Below are 25,509 nucleotides of genomic sequence, written 5' to 3'. Positions count from 1 at the left end.
GGGGCGCGCGGCCGCGACCGGCCGTGATCAGGGGACGCGGGCGGTCCACTCCGGGGTGGTGAACTTGTCGGCGGCCAGCTTGTCGGCGCGCCGCAGCTCCTCGGCGGTGAGGGTGTCGGGGGTGAGGCCGTGGCGGCCGCGGAAGTGCCCGACCATCCGCTGGATGATCTCCTCGCGGGGCAGGCCGGTCTGGCGGCGCAGCGGGTCCACCCGCTTGCGCGCGCTGGCGATGCCCTTGTCCGACAGCTTCTCCCGGCCGATCCGCAGCACCTGGAGCATCTTGTCGGCGTCGATGTCGTAGGACATGGTCACGTGGTGCAGCACGGCCCCGTTCGCCAGCCGCTTCTGCGCCGCCCCGCCGATCTTGCCCTGGTCGGAGGTGATGTCGTTGAGCGGCTGGTACCAGGCGCGGACGCCCAGCTCGGCGAGCGCGCCGAGCACCCAGTCGTCCAGGAACGCGTAGCTGTCGGCGAACGACATCCCGGCGACCAGCGACCCGGGCGCGTACAGCGAGTAGGTGATCGTGTTGCCGGGTTCGACGAACATCGCGCCGCCGCCGCTGATCCGGCGCACCACCTCGACGCCGAACCGCTCGGCGGCCTCGGCGTCGACCTCGTTGCGCAGCGACTGGAAGCTGCCGATGATCACCGAGGGGCCGCCCCACTCCCAGATCCGCAGGGTCGGCGGGCGGCGGCCCGCGCCGACCTCCTCGGCGAGCACCTGGTCGATCGCCATGTGCAGGGCGGGCGGCTGCGGCCCCTCGTGGACCAGCCGCCAGTCGTGGTCGCGCCAGTCGGAGGCGCGGGCCACGGCGCGCCGGACGGCGATCCCGACGGCCTCGGCGGTGATGCCGAGCATCACCGTGCCGGGCGGCAGGCCCGCCTGCACGCGGGCGGCGATGTCGCGGGCCTCCAGCCCGGCGGACAGCCCGTCCAGGGCCGCGTTGATCGATTCGAGGGCCTCGTCGGGTTCGAGGAAGAAGTCGCCGCTGATCCGGGGCCCGCGCAGCAGCCCGTCGACGACCTCGACGTCGGCGACCACGAGCTTGCCGCCGGGAACCTTGTACTCGCCATGCGTCACACCGTTCCCAACCGCGCGGGCGCCGTCGGGATTCCGGCCGGTCAGGGCGCCTTCGGCGGGGAGCCGGGCAGCGGCCCGGGATCGGGGGCGCGCAGGCCGTCCAGGATGATCCGCAGGTTGCGCTCCCACTGGTCGGGCCCGGCGAACACGCCGAGGGTGTGGTCCCCGGTGGCGGCGCCGACCAGCAGGAACGCCACGTCGGTCCAGGAGACGTCGGCGCGCATCGCCCCGGCGTCCTGGGCGCGCTGGACCAGCAGGCGGACGCGGTCGCGCAGTTCGGCGCGGGAGTGGTCGAGCAGGCCGCCGACGGCCTCGTTGATGTCGCACAGCTCGTTGCGGAGCCGCAGGTAGGCCAGGGCGAAGTCGCGCAGGCCGGTCCAGGGGTCGGGGTCGGCCAGGCCGCGGTCGGCGCGGGCCAGGATCTCCCCGAGGATCTCCTCCATCACGGCCTGGAGGAGGCGTTCCAGGGTGCCGACGCGCCGGTAGAACGTGCCGACGCCGACGCCCGCGCGGCGGGCGATCTCGTGCGCGGTGACCTCGGCTCCGCGTTCGGCGGCGACCGCGCGGGCGGCGGCGACCAGGCGTTCGACGTTGCGGCGGGCGTCGGCGCGGGGGCGGCGGCCGGTGCCGTCGTCCAGCAGCCGGCCCACGGCGGGCACGGGGGCGGGGCGGGGCGTGGACATGCGGCCAGCCTAACAACAAGCGGACGGGGGCCGTCCAGATTAAGTGGACAGATCGCGTCCGCTTGTTCTAGGGTCCGAAAACGGACGGATCACGTCCGTTTATGCCGGAGCAGGAAGCAAGGAGTCCCGTCATGACCGTCTCCCCCGTCCGCGTGGGCATCATCGGCGCCAACGCCGACCCCGGCCGCAGCTGGGCGGCCGCCGCGCACGTCCCGGCCCTGGCGGCCGCCCCCGGTCTCGCCCTCACCGCCGTCGGCACCTCGCGGGAGGACAGCGCCCGCGAGGCGGCGCGGGCGTTCGGCGTGCCGCACGCGTTCGCCGACGCGGGCGCGCTGGCCGCGCACCCCGAGGTCGATCTGGTGACGGTGGCCGTGAAGGTGCCGCACCACGCCGAGCTGGTCCGGGCGGCGCTGAAGGCGGGCAAGCACGTGCTGTCGGAGTGGCCGCTGGCGCTCACCACCGGGGAGGCGCGGTCGCTGGCGGCGGAGGCGGAGGCGGCGGGCGTCCGGCACGCGATCGGCCTCCAGGCGCGGCACTCCCCCGGCGTGCGTTACGCCCGGGAGCTGGTCGCCGAGGGCCGCATCGGGCGCGTGCTGGCGGTGACGGCCTACTCCGCGCGGCCGCACGGCGCGGACGGCCGCTACCCCGCCGCGTCCGTCTACACCGCCGACAGCGCCAACGGGGCGGGCCTGCTGGAGGTCGCCGGGGGCCACGTCCTGGACGCCCTGCAGTTCGTGGCGGGGGACATCGCCGAGCTGTCGGCGCACCTGTCCCGCCAGGTCTCCCACTACACCGTCGCCGAGACGGGCGAGACGTTCGAGCGCACCACCCCCGACCAGGTCCTCGTCACCGCGACGCTGGCGGGCGGCGCGGTCGCCTCGGTCCACCTGTCCGACCGCAAGGCCGCCAACCCCCGCACCCGGCTGGAGATCGCCGGGACCGACGGCGACCTGGTGGTCGTCACCGACTTCCCCGACCCGCGCGACGCCCAGCTCCAGATCGGCGCGGCCCGGGTGCTGGAGGCGCGCGCGGGCGAGCGGGGCCGGCGGGAGCTGCCGGTCCCGGACCGGTTCCGGACGGTCCGGGGCGTCCCGGAGGCGACGGTCCGCAACGTGGCCGAGCAGTACGCCGCACTGGCCGCCGACATCCGCGGCGGCGAGACCACGGTCGCGGACTTCGACCACGCGGCGCGCCTGCACGGCCTGCTCGACGCGGTCCGCCGCTCGGCGGAGACCGGGACCCGGCAGCGGCTCTAGCGCACCCGGCCGCGCGCCTTCAGCGGGACGTCGGGCAGGGCGGGCGCGGGGATCGGGTCGCCGTCGTAACCGCGCACCTCGCCGAACCGGTCCCCCTCCATCCAGTCGGCGCGGGCCCGACCGATCTCCTCGCCGGTGCGGCCGACGAAGTTCCACCACATGACGAGCTTCTCCTCGAACGGCTCGCCGCCCAGCAGCATCAGCCCGGCCTCGCCGTCGGCGCGCAGCGGCAGCTCGCGCCGCCCGCACCCGAGGTAGAGCATCGAGCCGGGCTCCAGCCGGACGCCGTCGACCTCCACGATCCCGGACATGGTGAGCACGGCGTACTCGAAGTCGGGCTCGACGGGGAGGCGCGCGGCCCCGTTCACCACGAGGTCGGCGCCGACGATGGGCGTGTAGGCCGTCCCGGGCGAGACCGCGCCGTCGACCTGCCCGAGGATGACCCTCGCGCTCACCCCGCCCCCGGTCACCACCGGAAGGTCGGGGTGGTGCTCGAACGCGGGGTCGGTGTGGCGGTGGGAGTCGGGCAGCGCCACCCACAGCTGCGCGCCGTGCAGGAGGGGCGCGTGCTCGCGCGGCGTCTGCTCGGCGTGCGCGATGGCCCGGCCCGACGTCATCAGCGCCAGCTCGCGCGGCCCGAACGTCAGCTCGCTGCCCAGGCTGTCGCGGTGGGTGATCTCCCCGGCGTGCAGCCAGCTCACGGTCTGCAACCCCATGTGGGGGTGCGGGGCGACCTGCATGCCGGGCTCGTCGGCGATGTCGTCGGGCCCGTAGTGGTCGACGAAGCACCAGGCGCCCACCATGCGCCGCCCGAGACTGGGCAGCAGGCGGCGCACCACGGTGCCGCCGCCCAGGTTCGTCTCCCTCGCCTTCAGCAGCTCGCGCACCGGCGCGGCGGACACCTCGTCCCGCCCGCCGCACACCACCGGCTTCGGCCGCACGTCCAGGTTGCTCATCGGGTCCTCCCCCGGCGTCCGGTCCCGCGACCGCGACATCTAGTTGAAGATTAAACCACGGGGCGGCCGTCCCGTCATCCCGCCGGTCACCTCCCGCCCAGGGCGGTGACGAGCGCGGACAGCGCCGAGGCGAAGGCGTGCTCCGGCGGCGTCGCGTAGCCGATGACCAGACCGCCGGGGGAACGCTCGGGGACCTCGTAGTAGGAGGTCAGGCCGTCGACGTGGACGCCGCGGGACCGCAGGCGCGCGACCAGGGCGCGTTCGTCGGCGCCGGGCACGTGCAGGACGGCGTGCAGTCCCGCCGCGATGCCCGACAGGTGCGCCCCGGGGAGACGGCGGGCGACGGCCTCGCCCAGGCGGTCGCGGCGGCGCCGGTAGCGGGACCGGCAGCGCCGCAGGTGACGGTCCAGCTCGCCGGAGCGGACCAGGTCGGCCAGGACGAGCTGGTCGAGGCTGCTGACGGGCGAGTCGTCCCAGGCGTTGGCCCGCCGCAGCGCCGGGAGCAGCGCGGGCGGGACGGCGAGCCACGCCAGGCGCAGCCCGGGGGCGATGGTCTTGCTGGCCGTCCCGGCGTAGATCACCTGGTCGGGGGCCATGCCCTGGAGCGCGCCGACCGGCTGCCGGTCGTAGCGGAACTCCCCGTCGTAGTCGTCCTCCAGCACGAACGCCCCCGTCCGCCGCGCCCACGCCAGCAGCGCCGTGCGCCGGTCCGGGCTCAGCGTCCCGCCGAGCGGGTACTGGTGGGCGGGGGTGACCACGACGGCGTCCTGGTCGGTGAGGGCGTCGATGAGCAGGCCGCTGGCGTCGGTGGGCAGCCGCCCCGCCGCCAGGCCCAGGCGGGCGGCCAGCGCCGGGTGGTCGGGCGAGCAGGGGTCCTCGAACGCGATCGACGCCGTCCCGAGCGCCTCGCACACGACCCGCAGCGCGTGGGTGTAACCCGCACAGACGACGATCTGCTCCGGCGTGGTGACCACGCCGCGCGCCCGGCCCAGGTACTCGGCCAGCGCCTCGCGGAGGCCGGCGGTCCCGGCGAGGTCGGCGTAGCCGAACGCGCTGTTGGGCGCGGTCTGCAGGACGCGGCGGGTGGCGGCCAGCCACGCCCGGCGCGGGAACGTCGACAGGTCCGGCAGCCCCGGCCGCAGGTCGGTCCCCTCGACCGGCGGCAGCCAGGAGCGGGTGACGGGCATGGCCCTCGGGGGCGGGGCGGGCTGCGCGGCGACCCTGATCCCCGAACGGGGCGCCGAGGTCAGGTAGCCCTCGGCGACGAGCTGGTCCAGCGCCTGGGTGACGGTGCCGCGCGCCATGCCGAGGTCGTGGGCGAGCGTTCGCGAGGAGGGCAGCTTCGTCCCGGCGGCCAGCCGCCCGGACCGGACGGCGTCGCGCAGGGCGTTCTCCAGCCCGATCCGCAGCCCCCGGCTCCGGTCGAGCCGCAGATGGAGGTCGAGCCCCCAACTGGACCAGTCATCCGCCATGGATCTGGACCATACATGTGAGCCAGATCCTTCGTAGCGTTGCGGGCATGAGACATCTGGCCGCAGCCTTCGGGCAGACGACGGAACTGATGGGGCCGGACGGTCAACCCGCCGCGACGAACGCGGGCTCGCGCCGCACGGGGAAGTTCACGGAGTTCGCGATGAAGCACGGTCCGTGGGGTCTCCCCACCATCTCCTGGGGCGGCGTTCGCGGCCGGGCTCAGCGCGACGAGATGTACAGCGCCTCACCGACCTTGCGGTAGCCGACCCGGACGTAGACGCGGGCCGCGCCGTCGTCGGCGGGCGTGAGGAACGACGTCGCGATCCCCGCGTCGCCGCCCGCGCGGGTCAGCAGCGCCGTGATCGCGCCCGCGATGCCGCGCCGCCGGTGCGAGGGCAGCACGCCGATGGAGGCGACCTCCGCGACGCCCCGGTGCGGGCGCTCGTTCTGCCCGGCCCCGACCACGGCCCCGGTCGCGGTGTCCACGGCCACCGCGACCAGGCCGCCGCCCTCGACGATCCGCCGCAGCCGGGCGACGTCGTGCTCGGTGGTCCCGGACGAGCCGAACGCCTCGTCCATCACCCGCGCGGCTCCCCACAGGTCGTCGCCGGCGCCGGCCAGGGAGACCCGGACGGAGGGGTCCGCCGGAGCGTCCACCACGTCACCGGGCGAGCAGACCAGCAGCGGGAAGCGGCCCTCGGGTGTGAAGCCCGCCGACAGCAGCGCGCCCTCGACCTTCGGCGCGGCCCGGGGGACGTACTCCAGCCGGGGCGTCCGCTCGCGCTCCCGGAACGCCGCGACCAGCGCCTCCACCTCCCCGGCCGCGGGAGCGGCGCCGTCGTCGGGGATCGCGTAGTTGAAGAACCGCTCGTCGGAGTGGTCGTCGAACCGGAGCGTGAACGGACCGACGCGCGGAGCGTCCGGACCGGCGTTGGCACGCAGGAAGGCGTGCACCTCGGCAGCGAACAAGGAACCCCTCTCCATGACGACCCCGGCACGCTACGGACCGTCCCTCCCCACCGACAACCGAATTAACGGACGGCCGCCTCCCGCCCGTAGCGCTCGCGGAAGACGTTGCGCTCCAGCGGCCGCCGCCCGGGGTGCCGCCGCTCCTCCGCCGGATAGCCGACCGACAGCAGCAGGGCGACGGCCAGGTCGTCCCGCCCGTCGATCCCGATCACCTTCTTCACCCGCTCCTCGTCCCAGCCGTTCATCGGGCACGTCGCCAGCCCCAGTTCGGTGGCGGCCAGCATGACGAACGAGGCCGCGATCACGGCGTCCTTGACCGCGTACTCCCGCAGCAGCCCGCGGCGTTCCAGGTCCTCCTGGAACTCCCGCGACGCCTCGGCGAACGCGGCCGCGAACTCCGCGCTCCACGCCCCGTTGCGGCGGGCGAGCGCGTGGACGTCCCCCTGGTCCTCGCGCCAGGACCGCGGCTCGGCCACGAAGACCAGCACGACCGGCGCCTCCTGCGGCTGGGGCTGCCCGCCGGTGGCCCACTCCAGTCCCCGGCGCCCCTCCTCCCCGGACACCGCGACGACGGACCGGTCCTGGAGGTTCCAGCTCGTGGGGGCCTCCGCCGCGAGTTCGAGGAGGGTGTCGAGAACGGACGGCGGGACCGGGTCGGCACGGTAGTGGCGGACGCTGCGGCGGACGTGGATCGCCTCCGCGACGGACATGCTCTGGATGCTCATGCACCCACTATCGGAGAGTCACTCTCCATTGGGAAGTGGGCACAAATTAGTGCGTTACTCTCCCTTCATGACGACCGTGGAATCCTCGGGCCTGCCCGCCGACGTCTACTCCGCCAAGTGCCCGACGCGTCAGGTCCTCGACCACATCTCCGGCAAGTGGACGATCCTGGTCGTGGACTCCCTGCTGGAGGGCACCATGCGGTACACCGACCTCAGCCGCCGCATCGAGGGCGTCTCGCAGAAGATGCTCACCCAGACGCTGCGCGCCCTGGAGGCCGACGGGTTCGTCACCCGCACCGTGCACCCCACGATCCCGCCCCGCGTCGAGTACGCGCTGACCGACCTGGGCCGTGGCCTCGCCGAACCGATCACCGCGCTGCGCCGCTGGACCGAGACCCACATCAACGAGATAGAACGCGCCCGCGCCCGGTTCGCGGAGGCGCAGAACCCCCCGCCGCCCAGCCGCGCCTGAGCCGCGTTCCAAAGCCCTGGCCCACGGCACTCGCCTGGCCGCTCGCACCTCACCAGGGCCCGGCGAGCTGGAACGCGACGGCGAACACCCGCGACCGCGGTTCACCGGGCGAGGGAGGCGCCGACTCCCTCGCCCGGGCGCCCTGAGGGGTGGCGGAGGGCTCGTAGTACGACGGCCAGCAGCGTCAGGCCCGTCGCGATGCCCAGGGTGTGTTCGGCGACCGCGACCCACAGGTGCTCGGCGGTGGTGAAGCCTCCCGGTCGCAGGATCACCATCGGCAGTTTCCAGGCGCTCCACGCGAACAGCGAGCCCGACGCCACGAAGGCCGTCGCCACCGGGATCCACCGGGGCGCCCGGGACGCGCGGGCCAGCATCGCGATGCTCCCGGCTCCCAGCAGCGCCCACAGGCCCGAGTTGGCGGCCAGCAGCCGCCCGTCGACGTCCAGGTCGCGGACGAGGCCGAGGGCGCCGCCCACCGCCCAGTGGCACCAGAGCGCCCCCAGCGCGACCGCGCCGGACACCGCCGCCATCGCGGGCGGCGCGGGGAGGCGAAGGTCCCCCACCCGTCCCCGGAACGCCCGCGGCCATCGTTCCCACAGGTAGATCGGCAGGGCCACGGCCAGGCCCAGGCCCATCCCGGCGAAGCCGACGGTGAGCGGGAGCGCCTCCCACGACGGCGTCGCGCCGGCCTCCTCGTCCCCGCCGCCCAGGACGCCCCGGACCGCCATGGGCGGGATCATCGGCACCAGCAGCCCCGCCCCCGTCCAGGCGACGAAGATCACCGGAACGGCGGGCAGCCCGCTCCCCCAGGGCCGCGCCAACGCCAGCCCCAGCGCGACCCCGGCCGCGGCCATCGCCACGGTGACGGCGTTCAGCAGCACCCAGCCGGTGCCGCCGAAACCGTCCGGGCGCTCCCCCAGCAGGCCCGCGACGACCCAGACGACCTTCACCGCCAGATAGGCCCCCATGCTGGACGCCGCCACGTACCCCGCCCACCTGCGCGCCGCGTTCCAGCGCGGCCCCACCGCCGTTCCCTGTGCGTTCACACCGACGAGCCTCGCGGAACCGGCGAACATCCGGACCACCCGCCGGAGGGATCCCGCTCCCCCGCACGGGGGAAAGGCCAGGGGCCCGGTACCGGACGAGCGTCCGGTACCGGGCCCCTGGTCGGGCGAGGCGGGCCGACCGAGGTCAGCTGCAGCCGCTGGTGGAGCCGCAGCCCTCGCAGACGTAGCAGCTGCCCGCGGGGCGCATCTTCGTGCCGCAGGTCAGGCACAGCGGGGCGTCCGCGGTGCGGCCCTGGCGGGACTCGATGACCTCCATCGAGGAGTGGGCCTCGACGGCCGGGGCCGGGGCGGCGGCGGGCCGGGCCGGCTGCTCGATCTCGGCCGACTGGGCCAGCGTCTCGCGGACCTCCTCGGCCTCGTGCAGGCTCGCCGGGTCCTCGCCGTTGGCCTGCATCGCGCGCTCCTCGGCGGTGAGGATGCCGAGGCCCGCGCGGGTCTCGTAGGGCAGGTGGTCCAGCGCCAGACGGCGGAAGATGTAGTCCATCACCGACGTCGCCATGCGGATGTCCGGGTCGTCGGTCATGCCCGCCGGCTCGAACCGCATGTTGGTGAACTTCTCCACCCAGGTCTCCAGCGGCACGCCGTACTGGAGGCTGATGGAGATCGCCATGGAGAACGCGTCCATGACGCCCGCCAGGGTCGAGCCCTGCTTGCCCAGCTTGAGGAAGACCTCGCCGAGGCCGTCGTCGGGGTAGGACGAGGCGGTCATGTAGCCCTCGGCACCCGCGACGGAGAAGCGGGTGACGGTGGCCGGGCGCTGCTTGGGCAGGCGCTTGCGGACCGGGCGGGCGGGCTCGGCCACCGCGACGGCGGCGGGCTCGACGGCCGTGGCCTCGGCCGCGGCGTCGGCCTTGGCGTCGGACCGCTTGGCGGCCGACAGCGGCTGGCCGACCTTGCAGTTGTCGCGGTAGATCGCCAGGGCCTTCAGGCCGAGCTTCCAGCCCTCGTAGTACACCCTCTCGATGTCCTCGACGGTGGCCTGCTCGGGCATGTTGACGGTCTTGGAGATCGCGCCGGACAGGAACGGCTGCACCGCCGCCATCATCCGCACGTGGCCCATCGGGGAGATGGAGCGCTCGCCCATCGCGCAGTCGAACACCTCGTAGTGCTCGGGGCGCAGGCCCGGCGCGTCCACGACGTGGCCGTGCTCGGAGATGTACTCGACGATCGCCTCGATCTGCTCCTGCTGGTAGCCGAGGTTCTTCAGGGCGCGCGGGACGGTGTGGTTGACGATCTGCATGGAGCCGCCGCCGACCAGCTTCTTGAACTTCACCAGCGCGAGGTCGGGCTCGATGCCGGTGGTGTCGCAGTCCATCATCAGGCCGATGGTGCCGGTCGGGGCCAGCAGCGACGCCTGGGCGTTGCGGTAGCCGTGCTTCTCGCCGGTCTTCAGGCACTCCTGCCACTGCCGGGTGGCGGCGGCGTGGATGGACCTGTCCATCTCGTCGAGGGTGCGGACCTCGTCGTTGGCGGCGGCGTGCTTGCGCATGACGCGCTTGTGCGCCTCGGCGTTGCGGGCGTACCCGGCGTACGGGCCGACGACCCCGGCGAGCTCGGCGGAACGCCGGTAGGCGACGCCGGTCATCAGCGAGGTGATCGCGGCGGCGATGCCGCGGCCGCCCTCGGAGTCGTAGGCGTGGCCGGTCGCCATCAGCAGCGCGCCGAGGTTGGCGTAGCCGATGCCGAGCTGGCGGTAGTCGCGGGTGGTCTGGGCGATCTTCTCGGTCGGGAAGTCGGCGAAGGTGATGGAGATGTCCATCGCCGTGATGATCAGCTCGGTGAGGCTGACGAACCTCTCGACGTCGAAGGTGTCGTCCGGGCGCAGGAACTTCAGCAGGTTGATGCTGGCGAGGTTGCAGGAGGAGTTGTCCAGCGACATGTACTCCGAGCACGGGTTGGACGCGGTGATGCGGCCGGTCTCGGGGTTGGTGTGCCAGTCGTTGATGGTGTCGTCGTACTGGATGCCCGGGTCGGCGCACTCCCACGCCGCCTTGGCCATCAGCCGGAACAGCTCCTTGGCCTTGACGGTCTCGATGATCTCGCCGGTCAGGCGGGCGCGCAGGCCGAACTCGCCGTCACCCTCCACCGCGCGCATGAACTCGTCGGAGACGCGGACGGAGTTGTTGGCGTTCTGGTACTGGACGCTGACGATGTCCCGGCCGCCCAGGTCCATGTCGAACCCGGCGTCGCGGAGGGCGCGGATCTTGTCCTCTTCGCGGGCCTTGGTCTCGATGAACTCGGCGATGTCGGGGTGGTCGACGTCGAGCACGACCATCTTGGCGGCCCGGCGGGTCGCGCCGCCCGACTTGATGGTGCCCGCGGAGGCGTCGGCGCCGCGCATGAACGACACCGGGCCGGAGGCGGTGCCGCCGGACGACAGCAGCTCCTTGGAGGAACGGATGCGCGACAGGTTCAGGCCGGCGCCGGAGCCGCCCTTGAAGATGACGCCCTCCTCCTTGTACCAGTCGAGGATCGACTCCATGGTGTCGTCCACCGACAGGATGAAGCAGGCCGACACCTGCTGCGGCGACTTCGTGCCGACGTTGAACCACACCGGCGAGTTGAAGCTGAACATCTGGTGCGCCAGCGCGTACGTCAGCTCGTGCTCGAAGACCTCGGCGTCGGCCTCGGAGGCGAAGTAGCCCTGCTCCACGCCGGTGGTGACGTACATCCGCACCACGCGGTCGATGAGCTGCTTGAGGCTCCACTCGCGCTGCGGGGTGCCCACGGCGCCGCGGAAGTACTTGGAGGTGACGATGTTGACGGCGTTGATCGACCAGAAGTCGGGGAACTCGACGCCGCGCTGCTCGAAGTTGACCGAGCCGTCGCGCCAGTTCGTCATGACGACGTCCCGGCGCTCCCAGTTGATCTCGTCGTACGGGTGTACGCCGGGAGTGGTGAAGATGCGGCTGATCTTCAGCCCCTTGCGGCCCCCCTTGCCGCGTCGGGCCGAGCCGCTCACCGTCTCCGTCATGGCCTTTCCCCCTCCTTGGGGCCCTCCCGCCGGGCCCTGTCCAGGACAACTCCGCCCGCCGGCCGTCCCATCCCGGCCGGGGGCGCTTGACTTAGGTGCTGCTGCTGTCAATCCCTAACGGGATCCGGCGGGCTCCCCCGAGGAACCCCCCTGACGCAAAATCTCGATCTCCCGCGCGAAGTCGTCGAGCGACTCGAAGCCCCGGTACACCGAGGCGAATCGCAGGTAGGCGACCTCGTCGAGCTCACTGAGCGGTCCGAGGATGGCCAGGCCCACCTCGTGGGAGGGGATCTCGGCCGACCCGGACGCGCGCAGCGCCTCCTCGACCCGCTGGCCGAGCTTGGCGAGCGCGTCCTCGTCGACCGGGCGCCCCTGGCAGGCCCTGCGCACCCCGGCGATGATCTTTTCCCGGGAGAACGGCTCCGTAACGCCGCTGCGCTTGGCGACCATGAGGAGCACGTTCTCCTGCGTGGTGAACCGCTTGCCGCACTCCGGGCACGACCGGCGGCGCCGGATGGCGGCCCCGTCGTCGATGGAGCGGCTGTCGATCACCCTGCTGTCAGGGTTGCGGCAGAACGGGCAGTGCACGCGATCCAACCTTCCCTGACTCAACCGCGAGCCACACCGACGAATGAGCCCACAAGCACAACCTGTGGAAAATCACATCGATGTGACTACTAGATGTTGTGGTCAACCGTAAGGCTCGACCGACGCCTGCGCAACCTGGAACGCGAGTCACACGCGTAGACCCTGGTCACATCGGACCTCCGGGTTTCCCGGCCGGGCGTGTCGCGTCCGCGCGGTCCCCGGCGGCGTCCGGAGCATGGCTCCGGACGTGTACCAACATGTGCCCGGACACGCGTCCGGGCACACGTCCGGGCGCGCTCAGCGCGCGGGCAGGCGCAGGCGCTGACCTGGCTGGACGATGGGGCCGGACAGACCGTTGGCGTCGATGATGCGCTGCACGGTGATCCGGGGGTCGGCGTTCCCGGACGTCCGCACGGCGATGCCCCAGAGGGTGTCCCCGGGCTCGACCACGACGTGCTCCACCCTATGCCCGCGCGGCCCCGCGCCCGTCCCCGCCCCGGCGTCCTGACCATGCCTTTCCGGACCTCCGGAACCGGCCCGCGCCCACGGGCCCGCGGTGAGCCAGAGGAGCAGCAGCAGGAGCGCCGCCGCGAAAGAGATCAACACCACCCGCCCCCGCCGGGTGAGCCGGACACCGCCCCCCGCGCCGCTCACGCTCCGCGCATGCCCGACTGTCCCGGCATGCCCGCCGGGACGCCGCACCGGACGTCCACCGGAATGCCGCACCACGCGCCCGACGGCGGGGCTCGCCGCCCGCCGGGGCCGCCCGCGGCCCGGTCCCGCCGCGCGCCCCGCCGGACGTCGGGAGTCGGGCCCGCGCTCCGGCCGGGCCTCGCCGGGGGCCTCCGGAGGGTTCTCGTGCGGGGTCCGGGTGGGACCGTGGGCGGCGCGGAGGGTCGCCCCGCAGGCCACACCGGCGCGCGCCCGGCCGCCCCGCCGGGCGGGGCCGCCCCCGTGTCGCCGAGGTCGCGGATCCGGCATTTCACCCTCCTTGCGACGGGCTGGGAATCATTAGCGTTCGAATGAATTTTCGATCGAACACCTGTACGATGTTGTAGCGCGAGCGGAGCCAGATTTCCAGGACATTCTTCGAACAATTGTTTGATCATTGGCTTCGGCCGCGATACCGTGCCATGACAAGGAGTGACGAACCCAGGCGCCGGAGGCGACGATGAGCAAGGTCCGGGAACTGCCCGACGGGCCCATGGACGAGAGCGGTCTGACGCAGCGTCAGCGCATGGTGCTGGAGGTGATCCGCGATTCGGTGGCGCGCCGCGGTTACCCTCCGTCGATGCGCGAGATCGGCGAGGCGGTCGGTCTCACCAGCACCTCCAGCGTGTCGCACCAGCTACGCGCGCTCCAGCGCAAGGGCTTCCTGCACCGCGACCCCAACCGCCCGCGCGCCGTCGAGATCCGCGTGCCCGGCGCCACGCCGGTGCGCCGCTCCGACGAGCCGTACGAGCCCGGCGCGGGCCAGGACTCCCCGGCCTCCGCCGCGCCCGCCTACGTTCCGCTGGTCGGCCGGATCGCCGCCGGTGGCCCGATCCTGGCCGAGGAGGCCGTCGAGGACGTCTTCACGCTGCCCAAGCAGCTGGTCGGCGAGGGCACCCACTTCCTGCTGAAGGTCTCCGGCGACTCGATGATCGAGGCCGCCATCGCCGACGGCGACTGGGTCGTGGTGCGCCAGCAGCCGGTCGCCGAGCAGGGCGACATCGTCGCCGCCATGATCGACGGCGAGGCGACGGTGAAGACCCTCAAGCGCAAGGACGGTCACATCTGGCTGATGCCGGCGAACTCGGCCTACGAGCCGATCCCCGGCGACGACGCCTCCATCCTCGGCCGGGTCGTCGCCGTCCTGCGCAAGATGTGAGCCGCCGGGACCTCCGCGCCCGGTCCCACTCCTGAGCGCCCGCGCCGCCGCGCCGCGTCCCCTCCGGGGCGCGGCGCGGCGGCGTTCACGGCGTCAGCGCCGGGGCACGATGTTGACGATCTTGGGGGCGCGCACGATCACCTTGGCGACCTCCGCGCCGCCCAGCGCGTCCCGGACCTTGCCGGAGGCCAGCGCCAGCCGCTCCAGCTCGCCCGGGTCGATCGCCGGCGGCACCTCCAGCCGGTCGCGGACCTTGCCCGCCACCTGGACGACGCAGGTCACCGACTCCTCCACCAGCAGCGACGGGTCGGCCGCCGGCCAGCCCGCCCTGTTCACCGGAGCCTGGTGGCCCAGCAGCGCCCACGTCTCCTCGGCGGTGTAGGGGGCGAACAGCGACAGGATCACCGCCAGCGTCTCGGCGGCCTCGCGGACCGCCGGGTCGGCCGCGCCCGCCCCCGAGTCGATCACCCGGCGGGTCGCGGTGACCAGCTCCATCAGGCGCGCGATGGCGACGTTGAAGCGGTGCGCCTCGACCAGCGTGGTGACCTCGTCGACGGTGCGGTGGGTGACGCGGCGCAGCGCCGTGTCGCCGGCCGCGAGGTCCGCGCCGGGCTCGGACGCCACCTCCGCCGCGATGCGGTGCACGCGGCCCAGGAACTTGCCCATGCCCTGCGGGGACACGTCGGCCCAGTCGATGTCGTCCTCGGGCGGGCCGGAGAACAGCATCGCCAGCCGGACGACGTCCACGCCGAACTCGTCGATCTGCTCGCCCAGGTCGACCATGTTGCCCAGCGACTTGGACATCGCCTTGCCGTTCAGGATCACCTGGCCCTGGTTCAGCAGGCGCTTGAACGGCTCGGTGAAGTCCACCATGCCCATGTCGTACAGGACCTTGGTGAAGAACCGGCTGTACAGCAGGTGCAGGATGGCGTGCTCGACGCCGCCGGTGTACTGGTCGACCGGCATCCACCGGCGGACCTGCTCGACGTCGAACGGCCCGTTCTCGTAGTCCGGCGAGCAGTACCGGAAGTAGTACCAGGACGAGTCCACGAAGGTGTCCATGGTGTCGGAGTCACGCCGGGCCGCGCCGCCGCACTTGGGGCACTCGACGTTGACCCAGTCCTCGGCCGCCGCCAGCGGGGAGGTGCCCTTGGGGGCCAGGTCCGCGCCGCGCAGGTCGTCGGGCAGCCTCACCGGCAACTGGTCGTCGGGGACGGGGACCTCGCCGCAGGCGTCGCAGTGGATGATCGGGATCGGGCAGCCCCAGAACCGCTGCCGGGACACCAGCCAGTCGCGCAGCCGGAAGTTCACCGCGGCCCGGCCGGTGCCGCGCTCCTCCAGGATCTCGGTGATCCGCCGGATGGCCTCGGCCTTGGGCAGGCCGTCGATCGGGCCGGAGTTGACGATACGGCCGTCCCCGGCGGTGGCGACGCCGGTCTCGGCGGGGTCGCCCTCGCCGGTGTCGACCACGACGCGGACCGGCAGCCCGAACTTCAGGGCGAAGTCCAGGTCGCGCTGGTCGTGCGCCGGAACGGCCATGATCGCGCCGTGCCCGTACTCGGCCAGCACGTAGTCCGACGCCCAGACCGGGACGCGCTCGCCGGTCACCGGGTTGATCGCGTGCCGACCCAGGAACACGCCGGTCTTCTCGCGCTCGGTGGACAGCCGCTCGATCTCGCTCTCACGCGACACCTCGTCGCGGTAGGCCTCGAACGCGGCGCGCTGCTCGGGCGCGACGATCTCCTCGGCCAGCGGCGCGTCGGCGGCGACCACCATGAACGTCGCGCCGTACAGCGTGTCGGGCCGGGTGGTGTAGACGGTGACCGGCTCGTCCCGGCCCTCGATCACGAAGTTCACGTCCGCGCCGGTGGAACGGCCGATCCAGTTGCGCTGCATCAGCAGCACGCGCTCGGGCCAGGCGCCCTCCAGCTGCTCCATGTCGTCCAGCAGCCGGTCGGCGTACTCGGTGATCCGGAAGTACCACTGGGTCAGCACGCGCTTCTCGACCAGGGTGCCGCAGCGCTCGCAGTGGCCGCCGACGACCTGCTCGTTGGCCAGCACGGTCTGGTCCTTGGGGCACCAGTTGACCTGGCCGCCCTTGCGGTAGGCCAGCCCGCGCTCGTAGAAGCGCAGGAACAGCCACTGCGTCCACTTGTAGTACTCGGGGTCGGAGGTGTGCAGCCGCCGCGACCAGTCGAACGAGGGGGCGTACCGCTGGAACGAGCCCGCCTGCGTGTCGATGTTGGCGTAGGTCCACTCGGCCGGGTGCGCGTCGCGCTTGATGGCGGCGTTCTCGGCGGGCAGGCCGAAGGAGTCCCAGCCGATCGGGTGCAGCACGTTGTGGCCGCGCTGGAACCAGTAGCGGGCGGTCACGTCGCCGATCGCGAACGCCTCGGCGTGCCCCATGTGCAGGTCGCCCGACGGGTAGGGGAACATGTCCAGCGCGTAGCGCCGCTCGCGCTCACCGTCGTTGTCGTCGGCGCGGAACGGGTCGAGCTCCGCCCAGCGGGCCTGCCACTTGTCCTGAACCGCCCGGGGGTCGTACTGCTCGTCGCTCACGGTCGCTACTCCGGTCCTTGTCTACGGGATTCGTCCGGCTGCTCGCCCAGGTCCACGCGGGTTCGCGCCTGCGGGCTCCTGACATGAGAAAACCCCTCGCGCAGGAGGGGTTGCCGCGTCGACGCGGTGCGTCAACGCGGCTGGCTAAGGAGCAGCCTGGGTCGCATACCCCAAGACTATCGCAGCCGCAACGCCGGAAGCCTCCGCATTCCCGTCAGCCGCCTTCGGCCATGGCCTCCCGCACCCTGGCGAGGCGCCGGTCGGGGTCCAGCCCGGCGTACCGCAGCACCAGCGGGTCCGGCCGGGCGGCGCGCAGCAGCCGCGCCAGGTCGTCGGCGCCGCGGCCGTCGACGCGTCCGGCCGGCTCGCCCGGTTCGGCGGGGCCGCCGCGCCGTTCGCCGCGGCCGGCCTCCTCGGGGTCGGCGGGCAGGGCGCGCAGGGTCTTCATCGGGGTCTTTGCTCGGAGGGGGCGGGGCCGCCGATGATCTTCGAGGGGGCGGTGAACGCCCTGTGAACGCCGCGCGGCCCGCCGGGAAGCCCTCCCGGCGGGCCGCGCGGCGCGGGCCGGGTTCAGAACCCGGTGGACTGGCGGGCCAGGGAGATCACGCCCCCGATCTGGATGCGGGTGAGGCCGAGGTCGGTGCCCACGGCGTGCAGGGTCTCCTCCTCCGAGACGCTCAGCGGGCCGTCGGTGAGGGCGATCTCGGCGGCGGCGCGCAGGATGTTCTCGCGCGCCTCGGGGGCCAGCGACCCGGAGTTGTGCGCCATCTCGGCGCGGACCTGGTCGAACGGGCGGCCCAGGTCGCCGTCCAGCACGTGCGGGCCGTAGCCGGCGTCGCCCGCCTGGCGGACGACGGCGACGGCACGGTCGCGGGCGGCGGGGTGGGTGACGTCCCCGGCGCGCAGGGCCTGGGCGGCGGCCAGCCGCATGAGCAGGGCGGGCACGGCGGCCAGCTGCGCGGTGGTCGGGACCTCCAGGATGCCGACGTGCCAGCGTCCCTTGCAGGTGCCGCACTGCACGAACTCGTCGCCGGTCTTGTTCAGCGGGATGACCGGGATGAAGAACAGGGAGAAGAAGTTGCGCCCCTGACGGCGGCGGTACTCGCGGTCGCCGCCGCAGTTCGGGCAGTGGAAGACCCCCTTGCTGAGGGTGAAGTACACGACCTGGAGGCCAAAGATGAGCAAGATGTCCCTCTCGTCGCTTCGGAACGGGCCATCGTAGCGAGAACGAGCGGCGCGGCCCGCCGGTTTCCGGGGGCGGCGATTTTGGGCCTTGACGGCCGTGGCGGGATCGTCGAGTCTCCAAAAAAGACAGGAAGGTTTCCTATCAGAAAGGAGGCGTCCGCTCCCCGCACCAGGCTACGGACCTCGATCCCCGGTCTTCCCCCCGCACGACCCCCCGCCAAGGAGGATCACGTATGCCCAGCAAACGCTCCCTCGCCCTGGCGGCCGCGGCCGCCGTCACGCTCCCGCTGATCCCGGCGGTCCCGGCGTTCTCGCACGGCTACACCACCTCGCCACCGAGCCGGTCCTCGCTGTGCGCGAGCGGCCGGGTGACCGGCTGCGGCCCCATCCAGTGGGAGCCGCAGAGCGTGGAGGGCCCCAAGGGCTTCCCGCAGGCCGGCCCCGCCGACGGAAGGATCTGCGCCGCCGGGGACCCCCGGTGGGCCCCGCTGGACGACCCGCGCGGCGGCGCCTGGCCCGCGGCCTCGCTGCCGTCGGGCGGCTCGTTCACGTTCACCTGGCGGCTCACCGCCCCGCACGCGACCACCTCGTTCCGCTACTTCGTCACCCGCGACGGGTGGAACCCGTCCCAGCGGCTGACCAGGGCGGCGCTGGAGTCGCAGCCGTTCCTGCGCCGCGACTACGGCGGCCAGCGGCCCCCGTCCACGGTGTCCCACCCCGGCACGCTGCCCGCCAAGCGCGGGCGCCACCTGGTCCTGGCGGTCTGGGACATCGCCGACACCGCGAACGCCTTCTACTCCTGCGCCGACGTCAACTTCGGCTGACGTCCGGCCGCGCGCGGCCCCGTCCGCGCCCGCCCCGACCGGCCCTTCACCGCTCCAAGTGGTGACTCATCGGTCACTTAACGAAGATCCGCACGTCAAATGGGCCGTAGGGGATGGCGCGGGCGGAGCCTGATACTCCAGGATGGGGCCGACCAGAACTACACTCGTCGGTAATAACCGGCTGGTGACGAGCCCCGCGCGAGGAGTGCCATGCTGAACCTTTCCGTGCTGCTGGAGGATGCCGCCCGCGAGACCCCCGACCGCGACGCCGTGGTCTTCGGCGACATCCGGCTCTCCTACTCGTTCCTGGACCAGGTGGCCAACCAGGTGGCCAACCTGCTCCGCTCGCGCGGGATCCAGCCCGGTGACAAGGTCGCCATCTCCTCGCCGAACCTGCCCTACTTCCCGATGGTCTACTTCGGGGCGCTCAAGGCCGGGGCGGTCGTCGTGCCGCTGAACGTGCTCCTCAAGCCGCGCGAGATCGCCTACCACCTCGGCGACTCGGACGCCAAGGCGTTCTTCTGCTTCGAGGGCACCCCCGAACTGCCGCTCGGCGAGATGGGGCACGCCGGGTTCCAGCAGGTCGAGGGCTGTGAGCACTTCTTCCTGATGCCGGCCTCGCTGGCCACCACCGAGTCGCCGATCGAGGGCGCCGAGCTGTTCTGGGCGGCGCTGGGAGGCCAGCCGAGCACCTTCGAGTCGGTGCTCACCGAGCCGACCGACACCGCCGTCGTCCTCTACACCTCCGGCACCACCGGCCAGCCCAAGGGCGCCGAGCTCACGCACTTCAACCTGCTCAGCAACGTCATGGTGTCGGACACGCTGTTCGCCAAGACGCTGCACGACACGTTCCTGGTGACGCTGCCGCTGTTCCACATCTTCGGGCAGACCTGCGTGATGAACGTCGGCATGTACCGCCGCGCCACGCTGGTGATGCTGCCGCGGTTCGACGCCAAGCAGGCGATCGGGCTGATGGTCAAGGAGAAGGTGAACATGTTCGCCGGCGTGCCCACCATGTACTGGGGGCTGCTCACCGACGACACCTCCCCCGAGGACGTCGCGGCGATCCGCGAGAACATCAACGTCGCGGTCGCCGGCGGCGCGTCGCTGCCGATGGAGGTCCTCAAGGGGATCAAGGAGAAGTTCGGCGTCGACGTGCTGGAGGGCTACGGCCTGTCGGAGACCTCGCCGGTCGCCTCGTTCAACCGCCCCGACCGCCCGACCAAGCCCGGCTCGATCGGCCTGCCGATCTGGGGCGTCGAGATGAAGCTCATCGACGAGGACTGGAAGGAGATCGAGGGCGAGGGCCCCGGCGAGATCGCCATCCGCGGCCACAACATCATGAAGGGGTACTACAAGCGCCCCGAGGCGACCGCCGACGCGATCCGCGACGGCTGGTTCCGCACCGGTGACGTGGCCCGCCGCGACGACGAGGGCTACTACTACATCATCGACCGCTCCAAGGACATGATCATCCGCGGCGGCTTCAACGTCTACCCGCGGGAGCTGGAGGAGGTCCTGATGACCCACCCGGACGTCTCGCTGGCGGCCGTGGTCGGCGTCCCGCACGAGACGCACGGCGAGGAGATCAAGGCGTACGTCATCCGCACGCCGGACGCCAAGGTCACCGAGGACGAGCTGGTCGAGTGGGGCAAGCAGCAGTTCGCCAACTACAAGTACCCGCGCATCGTGGAGTTCCGCGACGAGCTCCCGATGACCGCCACCGGCAAGATCCTCAAGCGCGAGCTGCGCTGACGCCGGCCCGCCCCCGGGGGCCCCGGGCGACCGCCCGGGGCCCCCGTCCCTCCGCGCCCCCGGTCAGGGCCGCGCGGTGATCTGCTGGACGGCCCACCTGTTGCCGTCGAGGTCGGTGAAGTAGGCGAAGCCGACGTTGTTCAGGTCGTCGTCGTCCCGCGCGGGGCGCTGCCCCTCGGGCCCGAAGGCGATCACCTCGCTGACGTCCACGCCCCGTTCGGCCAGCTGCTCGCGGGCCTTGCGGACGTCGTTGACGACCAGCTGCACGCCCTCCAGCGAGCCCGGCGCCATCGTCGTGAGGCCCTCGCCGATCACGATCGAGCAGCCCGAGCCCGGCGGCGTCAGCTGCACGACGCGGGTGCCCTCGCCGACCTTCGTGTCGTGGTCCACGGCGAAGCCGAGCCGGTCGGCGTAGAACTCCTTGGCCCGGTCGACGTCGGACACGGGGACGACGACGACTTCCAGGGTCCAGTTCATGGGTGTCTCCTTGAGCACTCGGTCGAGCCGGGCGTAGCCCTCGGCGACGCCGCGGGCCATCGGGTAGGCGAGCACGGTGGCGCGGGCCTCCGGCGTCGCGTAGCGGAAGGTGCTGGTCAGCAGGGTCGTGCCGCCGAGGTCGGCGAAGTCGTGGGCGACCAGGGTCTCCCCCGGATACGACTGGTCGTCGAACCGCTCGGTGCACACCAGCCGCCGGGGCCGGTCGACCTCCCGGTAGACGCCGCCGTTCGCCATGAACGCGCCGCCGGGGCCGGCCCACTCGAACCGCCACCGGCCGCCCTCCCGCAGGTCGACCTCGCAGCGCGTCAGGTGCCAGCCGCGCGCGCCGAGCCAGCGGCGCAGCAGCTCGGGCCGGGTCCAGGCGTCGAAGACCATCGCGGGCGGCGCGTCGAAGGCCCGGGTCATGACGATGTCGGTCTCGCCCGGGGTCTCCACGTGGACGGTCCTCACGCGCCGTCCCCCCTCATCTCCCTGAGCAGCGCGTCGAGGTTCCCGTAGCGCTCCTCCCAGAGCGCCCGGTAGTCCTCCAGCCAGCCGGCCGCCTCCCGCAGGGGGGCGGACTCCAGCCGGACCGGGCGGCGCTGGGCGTCCCGGCGGCGCGACACCAGCCCGGCCCGCTCCAGCACCTTGAGGTGCTTGGAGATGGCGGGCTGGCTCATCCCGAAGGGTTCGACCAGTTCGCCGACCGTCGCCTCGCCGCGGGCCAGCCGGGCCAGGATGGCCCGCCGGGTCGGGTCGGCCAGCGCCGCGAAGGTCGCGTCGAGCGGGGCCGTGTCCGTCATCTAGATAACCACCTAGCTATATAACTGGGTGGTTCTCTTTCTACCGGCCCGCCCCCGGCCGGTCAATCCCCCCGGGTCAGAACGCGCACTCCAGATGCTTGATCCCGTTGACGAAGCTGGAGAACAGCCGCTCCGGCGGGGCGGTGGAGCGGATGCCGGGCAGGCGGGTGAACAGCTCGCGGAACATCACCGTCATCTCCCGCCGGGCCAGGTGCGCGCCCAGGCAGAAGTGCGGGCCCGCCGCGCCGAACGCCAGGTGCGGGTTCGGGTCCCGGGCGATGTCGAAGACGTGGGGGTCCTTGAAGACCGTCTCGTCGCGGTTGGCCGCCCCGTAGAACATCAGGACCTTGTCGCCCTCCTTCATGGGCGTGCCGCTCAGCGTGTGGTCGCGGGTCAGGGTGCGGCGCATGTAGGTGACGGGGGACGCGTAACGGAGGATCTCCTCGACGGCCCCGGCGATACGGCCCTCGAAGTCCTCCAGCAGCGCAGCGCGCTGCTCGGGATGGCGGGTGAACAGCTTCAGGCCGTGGGCGGTGGCGTTGCGCGTGGTCTCGTTCCCGGCGACGACCAGCAGGATGAAGAACGCCGCCACCTCCCGGTGGGTGAGCTTCTCCCCCTCGACGTTGGCGTGCACCAGCACCGAGGTGAGGTCGTCGGTGGGGCGTTCGGCGCGTTCGGCCGCCAGGTCGGTGACCAGGGCCGCCAGTTCCTTGCTGGCCTCGTAGGTGGCCAGGAACGCCTGCTCCATGGTGTCGGCGCCGGGGGTGTACTCGGGGTCGCCCGCGCCGATGACGATGTTGGACAGCTCCAGCACGCGTGCGCGCTTCTCGGGCGGGATGCCCATCATGTCGCAGATCACGCGCATGGGCAGCGGGGCCGCGACCTCGTCGACGAAGTCGCCGCCCCCCTTGGGCCGGAACGCCTCCACGATCTCGACGGCGGCGCGCTGGATCCCGGCGTTCAGCCCGGCGATCATCCGGGGGGTGAACGCGCGCGACACGATGCGGCGCAGCCGGGCGTGCCGGGGGTCGTCCATCACGATCATCGAGCCGAAGAACTCGGCGAACTCCTCCGGCGGGTCCACCAGCCCGGCGATGCCGCGCTCGGAGCTGAACACCCGGGGGGTGCGGCTGGCCTCGGCGATGTCGGCGTGCCGGACCAGCGCGTAGTAGCCGGGACCCGCGCCGAGGCCGAACGCCTCCAGGTCGGGTTCGGGGAAGTGCCGGGGCCGCCCCGCGGCATGGAGCACCGCGAACGCCTCCTCGCGTTCCCGTGCCGGGCGCATCCAGAACGCCGGGTCGGCGGGGTTGATGTCGTCGAGCCGTGCCGGACCGGTCGCGGTCATAGCGTCCCCTTCGTGAACGGCCGCCCAGAACCTCATCTTGACGTTCGGAGCGGCCGTGTCAACGCGGCCCGGGGCCGGGGGGACCGGCGGGTCAGACGGTGTAGGGCAGTCGCTTGATGCCGTTGATGAAGCTGGAGCGCAGCCGTTCGGGCTCACCGGTGGCGCGGATGTCGGGGAAGCGGCGGAACAGCTCGCGGAACATCACCGTGATCTCGCGGCGGGCCAGGTGCGCGCCCAGGCAGAAGTGCGGGCCGGGACCGCCGAAGCCGATGTGCTCCTTGACGTCCTCGCGCAGGATGTCGAACGCGTCGGGGTTCTGGAAGACCGTCTCGTCGCGGTTGGCGGAGGCGTAGTAGAGGACGAGCTTGTCGCCCTCGCGGACCGGGATGCCGTTGAGCTCGGTGTCGCGGGTGGCGGTGCGGCGCATCCAGATCACCGGGGAGACGTAGCGGACGATCTCCTCCACGGCCCCGGCGACGCGCCCCTCGAAGTCCTCCAGCAGCGCGGCGCGCTGCTCGGGATGGCGGGTGAACAGGTCCAGGCCGTGGGCGATGGCGTTGCGCGTGGTCTCGTTCCCGGCGACGACCAGCAGGATGAAGAACGACCCGAGCTCCTGGTCGGTGAGGGACTCACCGTCGATGTTCGCGGTCACCAGGGCGGAGGTCAGATCGTCGGTGGGGTCCTCGCGGCGCCGCCGCCCCAGGTCCTCCACCAGCTCCTTGAGGGTCTGGCCCGCTGCGAACAGGGCCAGCGGGACCTCCTCGGGGTTCCCGGTCGGCAGGAACTCCTCGTCGTGGCCCGCCAGGATGACGTTAGTGGCGTTGACCACGGTGTCGTAGTGCTCCTCGCCGATCCCCATCAGATCGCAGATGATCTTCAGTGGGAGGCGCACCGCGACGTCGTGGACGAAGTCGCCGGTGCCCTCCCCGGCGGCGACGCGCTCGACGATCTGCGCCGCGACCGCCTCCACCTGGTCCTCGAACCGCTGGATCATGCGCGGGGAGAACGCCCGCGACACGATCCGGCGGATCTTGGCGTGCCGCGGGTCGTCCATGTTGATCATCGAGCCGAAGAACTCGTGCAGGTCGCCCGGCATGTCGGGGATGCTGATCGCGCCCTGACCGGAGCAGAAGTCCTGCGGTCGCCGGGACGCCTCGACCACGTCGGCGTGCCGGGTGAGGGCGTAGTAGCCGGGGCCGCGCGGCACGAGCGGGACCTCCGGCTCCTCGAACCGGATGAGACCCGGCTCCCGGCGGAGGGCCTTGAACGCCTCGTGACGGCGCTCGCGCGGCCCGTTCCAGAACTCGATGTCCGTCAGGTTGATGTCCTCGACCTTGAGCACGGTGCCCACCGCCTATCGACCAGAACGAGATTCGGTTTACACCAACTGTGTCAGAGTAAAGCGCGTCCGGGGATGGACATGGAGGTGACTCACGTCACACTCTCAGGCCGCGAGCCAGTCCAGGATCAGGCGGTTCACCTCGGCGGGACGGTCCAGTTGCAGGAAGTGACCGCCGCCCTCGACCACCTCCGCGCGGGAGCCGGGCGGAAGCTGGGCCAGCACCGCCGCCGGGTCGGACATCACCACGTCCGCGCCGAGGCAGCCGTCGGCCGCGCCGTGCAGGTAGAGGACCGGCCGCTCCCCCGTCCGCGACGCCGACCGCTGCTCGGCCGCGTACCGGTCGAGCAGGCGCGACGGGTCGAGCATGGCCCGGTAGTAGCCGACCGCGGCGGCGACGTTGGCGGGCGTGGCCAGGCACTCCATGACGCGGTCGACGTCCCCGGCGACCTCGGCCCCGGGCGGGGACCAGTCGCGCCACAGCCCCTCCACGAACGCGCGGTCCAGCACCGCCTCGGCCAGCGGCGTCTGGAACAGGAAGATGTAGAAGGACCGCTTGAGCTGCTCGTAGGAGGAGAACGCGTTCATCATCGCCCCCAGCGGCGGGACCGCCAGGGTGACGGCCTTCCGCCAGCGCCCGGGAGAGTGGGCGGCGGCCCCGTAGGTCGCGAACGCGCCCCAGTCGTGCCCGATGATCACCGCGTTCCCGTCCCCGCCGAGCGCCTCGTGCAGCGCGACCGCGTCGGCGGCCAGGGCCCCGGTCTGGAACGCGCCGTCCTCGGGGACCCGCGTGGGCGCGTACCCCCGCATGAACGGCGCGACGGCGCGGTACCCGGCGCCGGCCAGTTCCGGCAGCAGGTGCCGCCAGGTGTGCGCCGAGTCGGGGAACCCGTGCAGGCACAACGCCAGCGGGCCGTCCCCGGGACCCGCCGCCAGGTACCCGAACTCCAGGCCGCCGGCCTCGACCGAACCAGTGGTGATCGCGTCGCTCATGTCGCCTCCCGTGCGCTCGGCGGCGACGTTACCCTCCCGCGATCGGGCGCTCTGGAGTGAGAAGGTTCACGATTGCTACGGAAATCGCTGTATGGAGAGGTATTTACATCGGAATC

Annotated in this window: 23 protein-coding genes; 5 read left to right on the top strand and 18 right to left on the bottom strand. The window is 72.5% G+C overall.

What is annotated here, in order from left to right:
* Window positions 1-27 precede the first annotated feature (27 nt).
* The gene (gene lplAB, locus HNR61_RS16420; RefSeq protein ID WP_182844044.1) at window positions 28-1,080 is read right to left on the bottom strand and encodes a lipoate-protein ligase LplAB; all 1,053 of its coding nucleotides are present in this window, start codon (window positions 1,078-1,080) and stop codon (window positions 28-30) included.
* A 41-nt stretch (window positions 1,081-1,121) separates the two neighbouring features.
* Complete coding sequence (locus HNR61_RS16415; protein ID WP_182844043.1) at window positions 1,122-1,763, bottom strand: TetR/AcrR family transcriptional regulator; 642 nt, start codon at window positions 1,761-1,763, stop codon at window positions 1,122-1,124.
* 131 nt (window positions 1,764-1,894) lie between these two features.
* On the opposite strand from HNR61_RS16415, the gene HNR61_RS16410 reads away from it, so the two are divergent.
* Entirely contained in the window at window positions 1,895-3,019 is a 1,125-nt protein-coding gene (locus tag HNR61_RS16410; protein ID WP_182844042.1) for a Gfo/Idh/MocA family protein, read from the top strand.
* Here HNR61_RS16410 and HNR61_RS16405 read toward each other — a convergent pair.
* The 4 genes from HNR61_RS16405 to HNR61_RS16390 all read right to left on the bottom strand — a co-directional run bounded on the left by HNR61_RS16405 (window position 3,016) and on the right by HNR61_RS16390 (window position 7,142).
* On the bottom strand, window positions 3,016-3,975 hold the full coding sequence (locus tag HNR61_RS16405; RefSeq protein ID WP_182844041.1) for a pirin family protein: 960 nt from the start codon (window positions 3,973-3,975) through the stop codon (window positions 3,016-3,018). The genes HNR61_RS16410 and HNR61_RS16405 overlap by 4 nt on opposite strands.
* Window positions 3,976-4,061: 86 nt before the next feature.
* Entirely contained in the window at window positions 4,062-5,447 is a 1,386-nt protein-coding gene (gene pdxR / locus HNR61_RS16400) for a MocR-like pyridoxine biosynthesis transcription factor PdxR (RefSeq protein WP_182844040.1), read from the bottom strand.
* 220 nt (window positions 5,448-5,667) lie between these two features.
* Window positions 5,668-6,417: a GNAT family N-acetyltransferase gene (locus HNR61_RS16395; RefSeq protein WP_182844039.1), complete on the bottom strand. Its 750-nt coding sequence runs from the start codon at window positions 6,415-6,417 to the stop codon at window positions 5,668-5,670.
* A 62-nt stretch (window positions 6,418-6,479) separates the two neighbouring features.
* A complete protein-coding gene (locus HNR61_RS16390) occupies window positions 6,480-7,142 on the bottom strand; it encodes a nitroreductase family protein (RefSeq protein ID WP_182844038.1) in 663 nt (220 codons plus the stop codon).
* Window positions 7,143-7,209: 67 nt separating this feature from the next.
* Here HNR61_RS16390 and HNR61_RS16385 point away from each other — a divergent pair, with 67 nt between their 5' ends.
* Window positions 7,210-7,614, top strand: a complete 405-nt coding sequence (locus tag HNR61_RS16385; protein ID WP_182844037.1) for a winged helix-turn-helix transcriptional regulator — start codon at window positions 7,210-7,212, stop codon at window positions 7,612-7,614.
* 101 nt (window positions 7,615-7,715) lie between these two features.
* Here HNR61_RS16385 and HNR61_RS16380 read toward each other — a convergent pair whose 3' ends face one another.
* From HNR61_RS16380 to HNR61_RS16365, 4 genes are all read right to left on the bottom strand, one after another.
* The gene (locus HNR61_RS16380; RefSeq protein WP_220509439.1) at window positions 7,716-8,660 is read right to left on the bottom strand and encodes a hypothetical protein; all 945 of its coding nucleotides are present in this window, start codon (window positions 8,658-8,660) and stop codon (window positions 7,716-7,718) included.
* A gap of 145 nt (window positions 8,661-8,805) precedes the next feature.
* Entirely contained in the window at window positions 8,806-11,655 is a 2,850-nt protein-coding gene (locus HNR61_RS16375) for a vitamin B12-dependent ribonucleotide reductase (protein ID WP_182844035.1), read from the bottom strand.
* 114 nt (window positions 11,656-11,769) lie between these two features.
* A complete protein-coding gene (nrdR, locus tag HNR61_RS16370) occupies window positions 11,770-12,243 on the bottom strand; it encodes a transcriptional regulator NrdR (RefSeq protein WP_067814468.1) in 474 nt (157 codons plus the stop codon).
* A 297-nt stretch (window positions 12,244-12,540) separates the two neighbouring features.
* Window positions 12,541-12,849 carry a LysM peptidoglycan-binding domain-containing protein gene (locus HNR61_RS16365; protein WP_182844034.1) on the bottom strand — a complete coding sequence of 103 codons (309 nt, stop codon included), beginning with the start codon at window positions 12,847-12,849 and terminating at the stop codon, window positions 12,541-12,543.
* 565 nt (window positions 12,850-13,414) lie between these two features.
* Between HNR61_RS16365 and lexA the strand changes: the two genes are divergently transcribed.
* Window positions 13,415-14,113, top strand: coding sequence for a transcriptional repressor LexA (lexA, locus tag HNR61_RS16360; RefSeq protein ID WP_067814464.1), 699 nt, complete (start codon window positions 13,415-13,417; stop codon window positions 14,111-14,113).
* A gap of 93 nt (window positions 14,114-14,206) precedes the next feature.
* On the opposite strand, the gene leuS is transcribed toward lexA, so the two are convergent.
* The 3 genes from leuS to HNR61_RS16345 all read right to left on the bottom strand — a co-directional run bounded on the left by leuS (window position 14,207) and on the right by HNR61_RS16345 (window position 17,857).
* Window positions 14,207-16,672 (bottom strand): leucine--tRNA ligase, encoded by a 2,466-nt coding sequence (leuS, locus tag HNR61_RS16355; RefSeq protein WP_182844033.1) that lies wholly within the window; start codon window positions 16,670-16,672, stop codon window positions 14,207-14,209.
* A 214-nt stretch (window positions 16,673-16,886) separates the two neighbouring features.
* Window positions 16,887-17,120 carry a hypothetical protein gene (locus tag HNR61_RS16350; protein WP_182844032.1) on the bottom strand — a complete coding sequence of 78 codons (234 nt, stop codon included), beginning with the start codon at window positions 17,118-17,120 and terminating at the stop codon, window positions 16,887-16,889.
* Between the two features lie 122 nt (window positions 17,121-17,242).
* Window positions 17,243-17,857 carry a TerB family tellurite resistance protein gene (locus tag HNR61_RS16345; RefSeq protein ID WP_182844031.1) on the bottom strand — a complete coding sequence of 205 codons (615 nt, stop codon included), beginning with the start codon at window positions 17,855-17,857 and terminating at the stop codon, window positions 17,243-17,245.
* Between the two features lie 233 nt (window positions 17,858-18,090).
* Here HNR61_RS16345 and HNR61_RS16340 point away from each other — a divergent pair, with 233 nt between their 5' ends.
* Window positions 18,091-18,681: a lytic polysaccharide monooxygenase auxiliary activity family 9 protein gene (locus HNR61_RS16340; RefSeq protein WP_182844030.1), complete on the top strand. Its 591-nt coding sequence runs from the start codon at window positions 18,091-18,093 to the stop codon at window positions 18,679-18,681.
* Between the two features lie 210 nt (window positions 18,682-18,891).
* Window positions 18,892-20,436, top strand: coding sequence for a long-chain-fatty-acid--CoA ligase (locus tag HNR61_RS16335; protein WP_182844029.1), 1,545 nt, complete (start codon window positions 18,892-18,894; stop codon window positions 20,434-20,436).
* Window positions 20,437-20,499: 63 nt separating this feature from the next.
* On the opposite strand, the gene HNR61_RS47745 is transcribed toward HNR61_RS16335, so the two are convergent.
* The 5 genes from HNR61_RS47745 to HNR61_RS16305 all read right to left on the bottom strand — a co-directional run bounded on the left by HNR61_RS47745 (window position 20,500) and on the right by HNR61_RS16305 (window position 25,393).
* The gene (locus tag HNR61_RS47745; protein WP_312897928.1) at window positions 20,500-21,384 is read right to left on the bottom strand and encodes an SRPBCC domain-containing protein; all 885 of its coding nucleotides are present in this window, start codon (window positions 21,382-21,384) and stop codon (window positions 20,500-20,502) included.
* Entirely contained in the window at window positions 21,381-21,716 is a 336-nt protein-coding gene (locus tag HNR61_RS16320; protein WP_182844028.1) for an ArsR/SmtB family transcription factor, read from the bottom strand. Before HNR61_RS16320 ends, HNR61_RS47745 begins: the two co-directional genes overlap by 4 nt.
* Window positions 21,717-21,792: 76 nt before the next feature.
* A complete protein-coding gene (locus tag HNR61_RS16315; RefSeq protein ID WP_182844027.1) occupies window positions 21,793-23,061 on the bottom strand; it encodes a cytochrome P450 in 1,269 nt (422 codons plus the stop codon).
* 91 nt (window positions 23,062-23,152) lie between these two features.
* Entirely contained in the window at window positions 23,153-24,412 is a 1,260-nt protein-coding gene (locus HNR61_RS16310) for a cytochrome P450 (RefSeq protein WP_376770258.1), read from the bottom strand.
* 93 nt (window positions 24,413-24,505) lie between these two features.
* Window positions 24,506-25,393: an alpha/beta fold hydrolase gene (locus HNR61_RS16305; RefSeq protein WP_182844026.1), complete on the bottom strand. Its 888-nt coding sequence runs from the start codon at window positions 25,391-25,393 to the stop codon at window positions 24,506-24,508.
* Window positions 25,394-25,509: the final 116 nt, after the last annotated feature.

It is taken from the genome of Actinomadura kijaniata (assembly GCF_014138665.1).
GTDB classification, from domain to species: domain Bacteria; phylum Actinomycetota; class Actinomycetes; order Streptosporangiales; family Streptosporangiaceae; genus Spirillospora; species Spirillospora kijaniata.
Note: the sequence above shows the minus strand (reverse complement) of the source record. Positions and strands in the feature narration are given on the sequence as shown.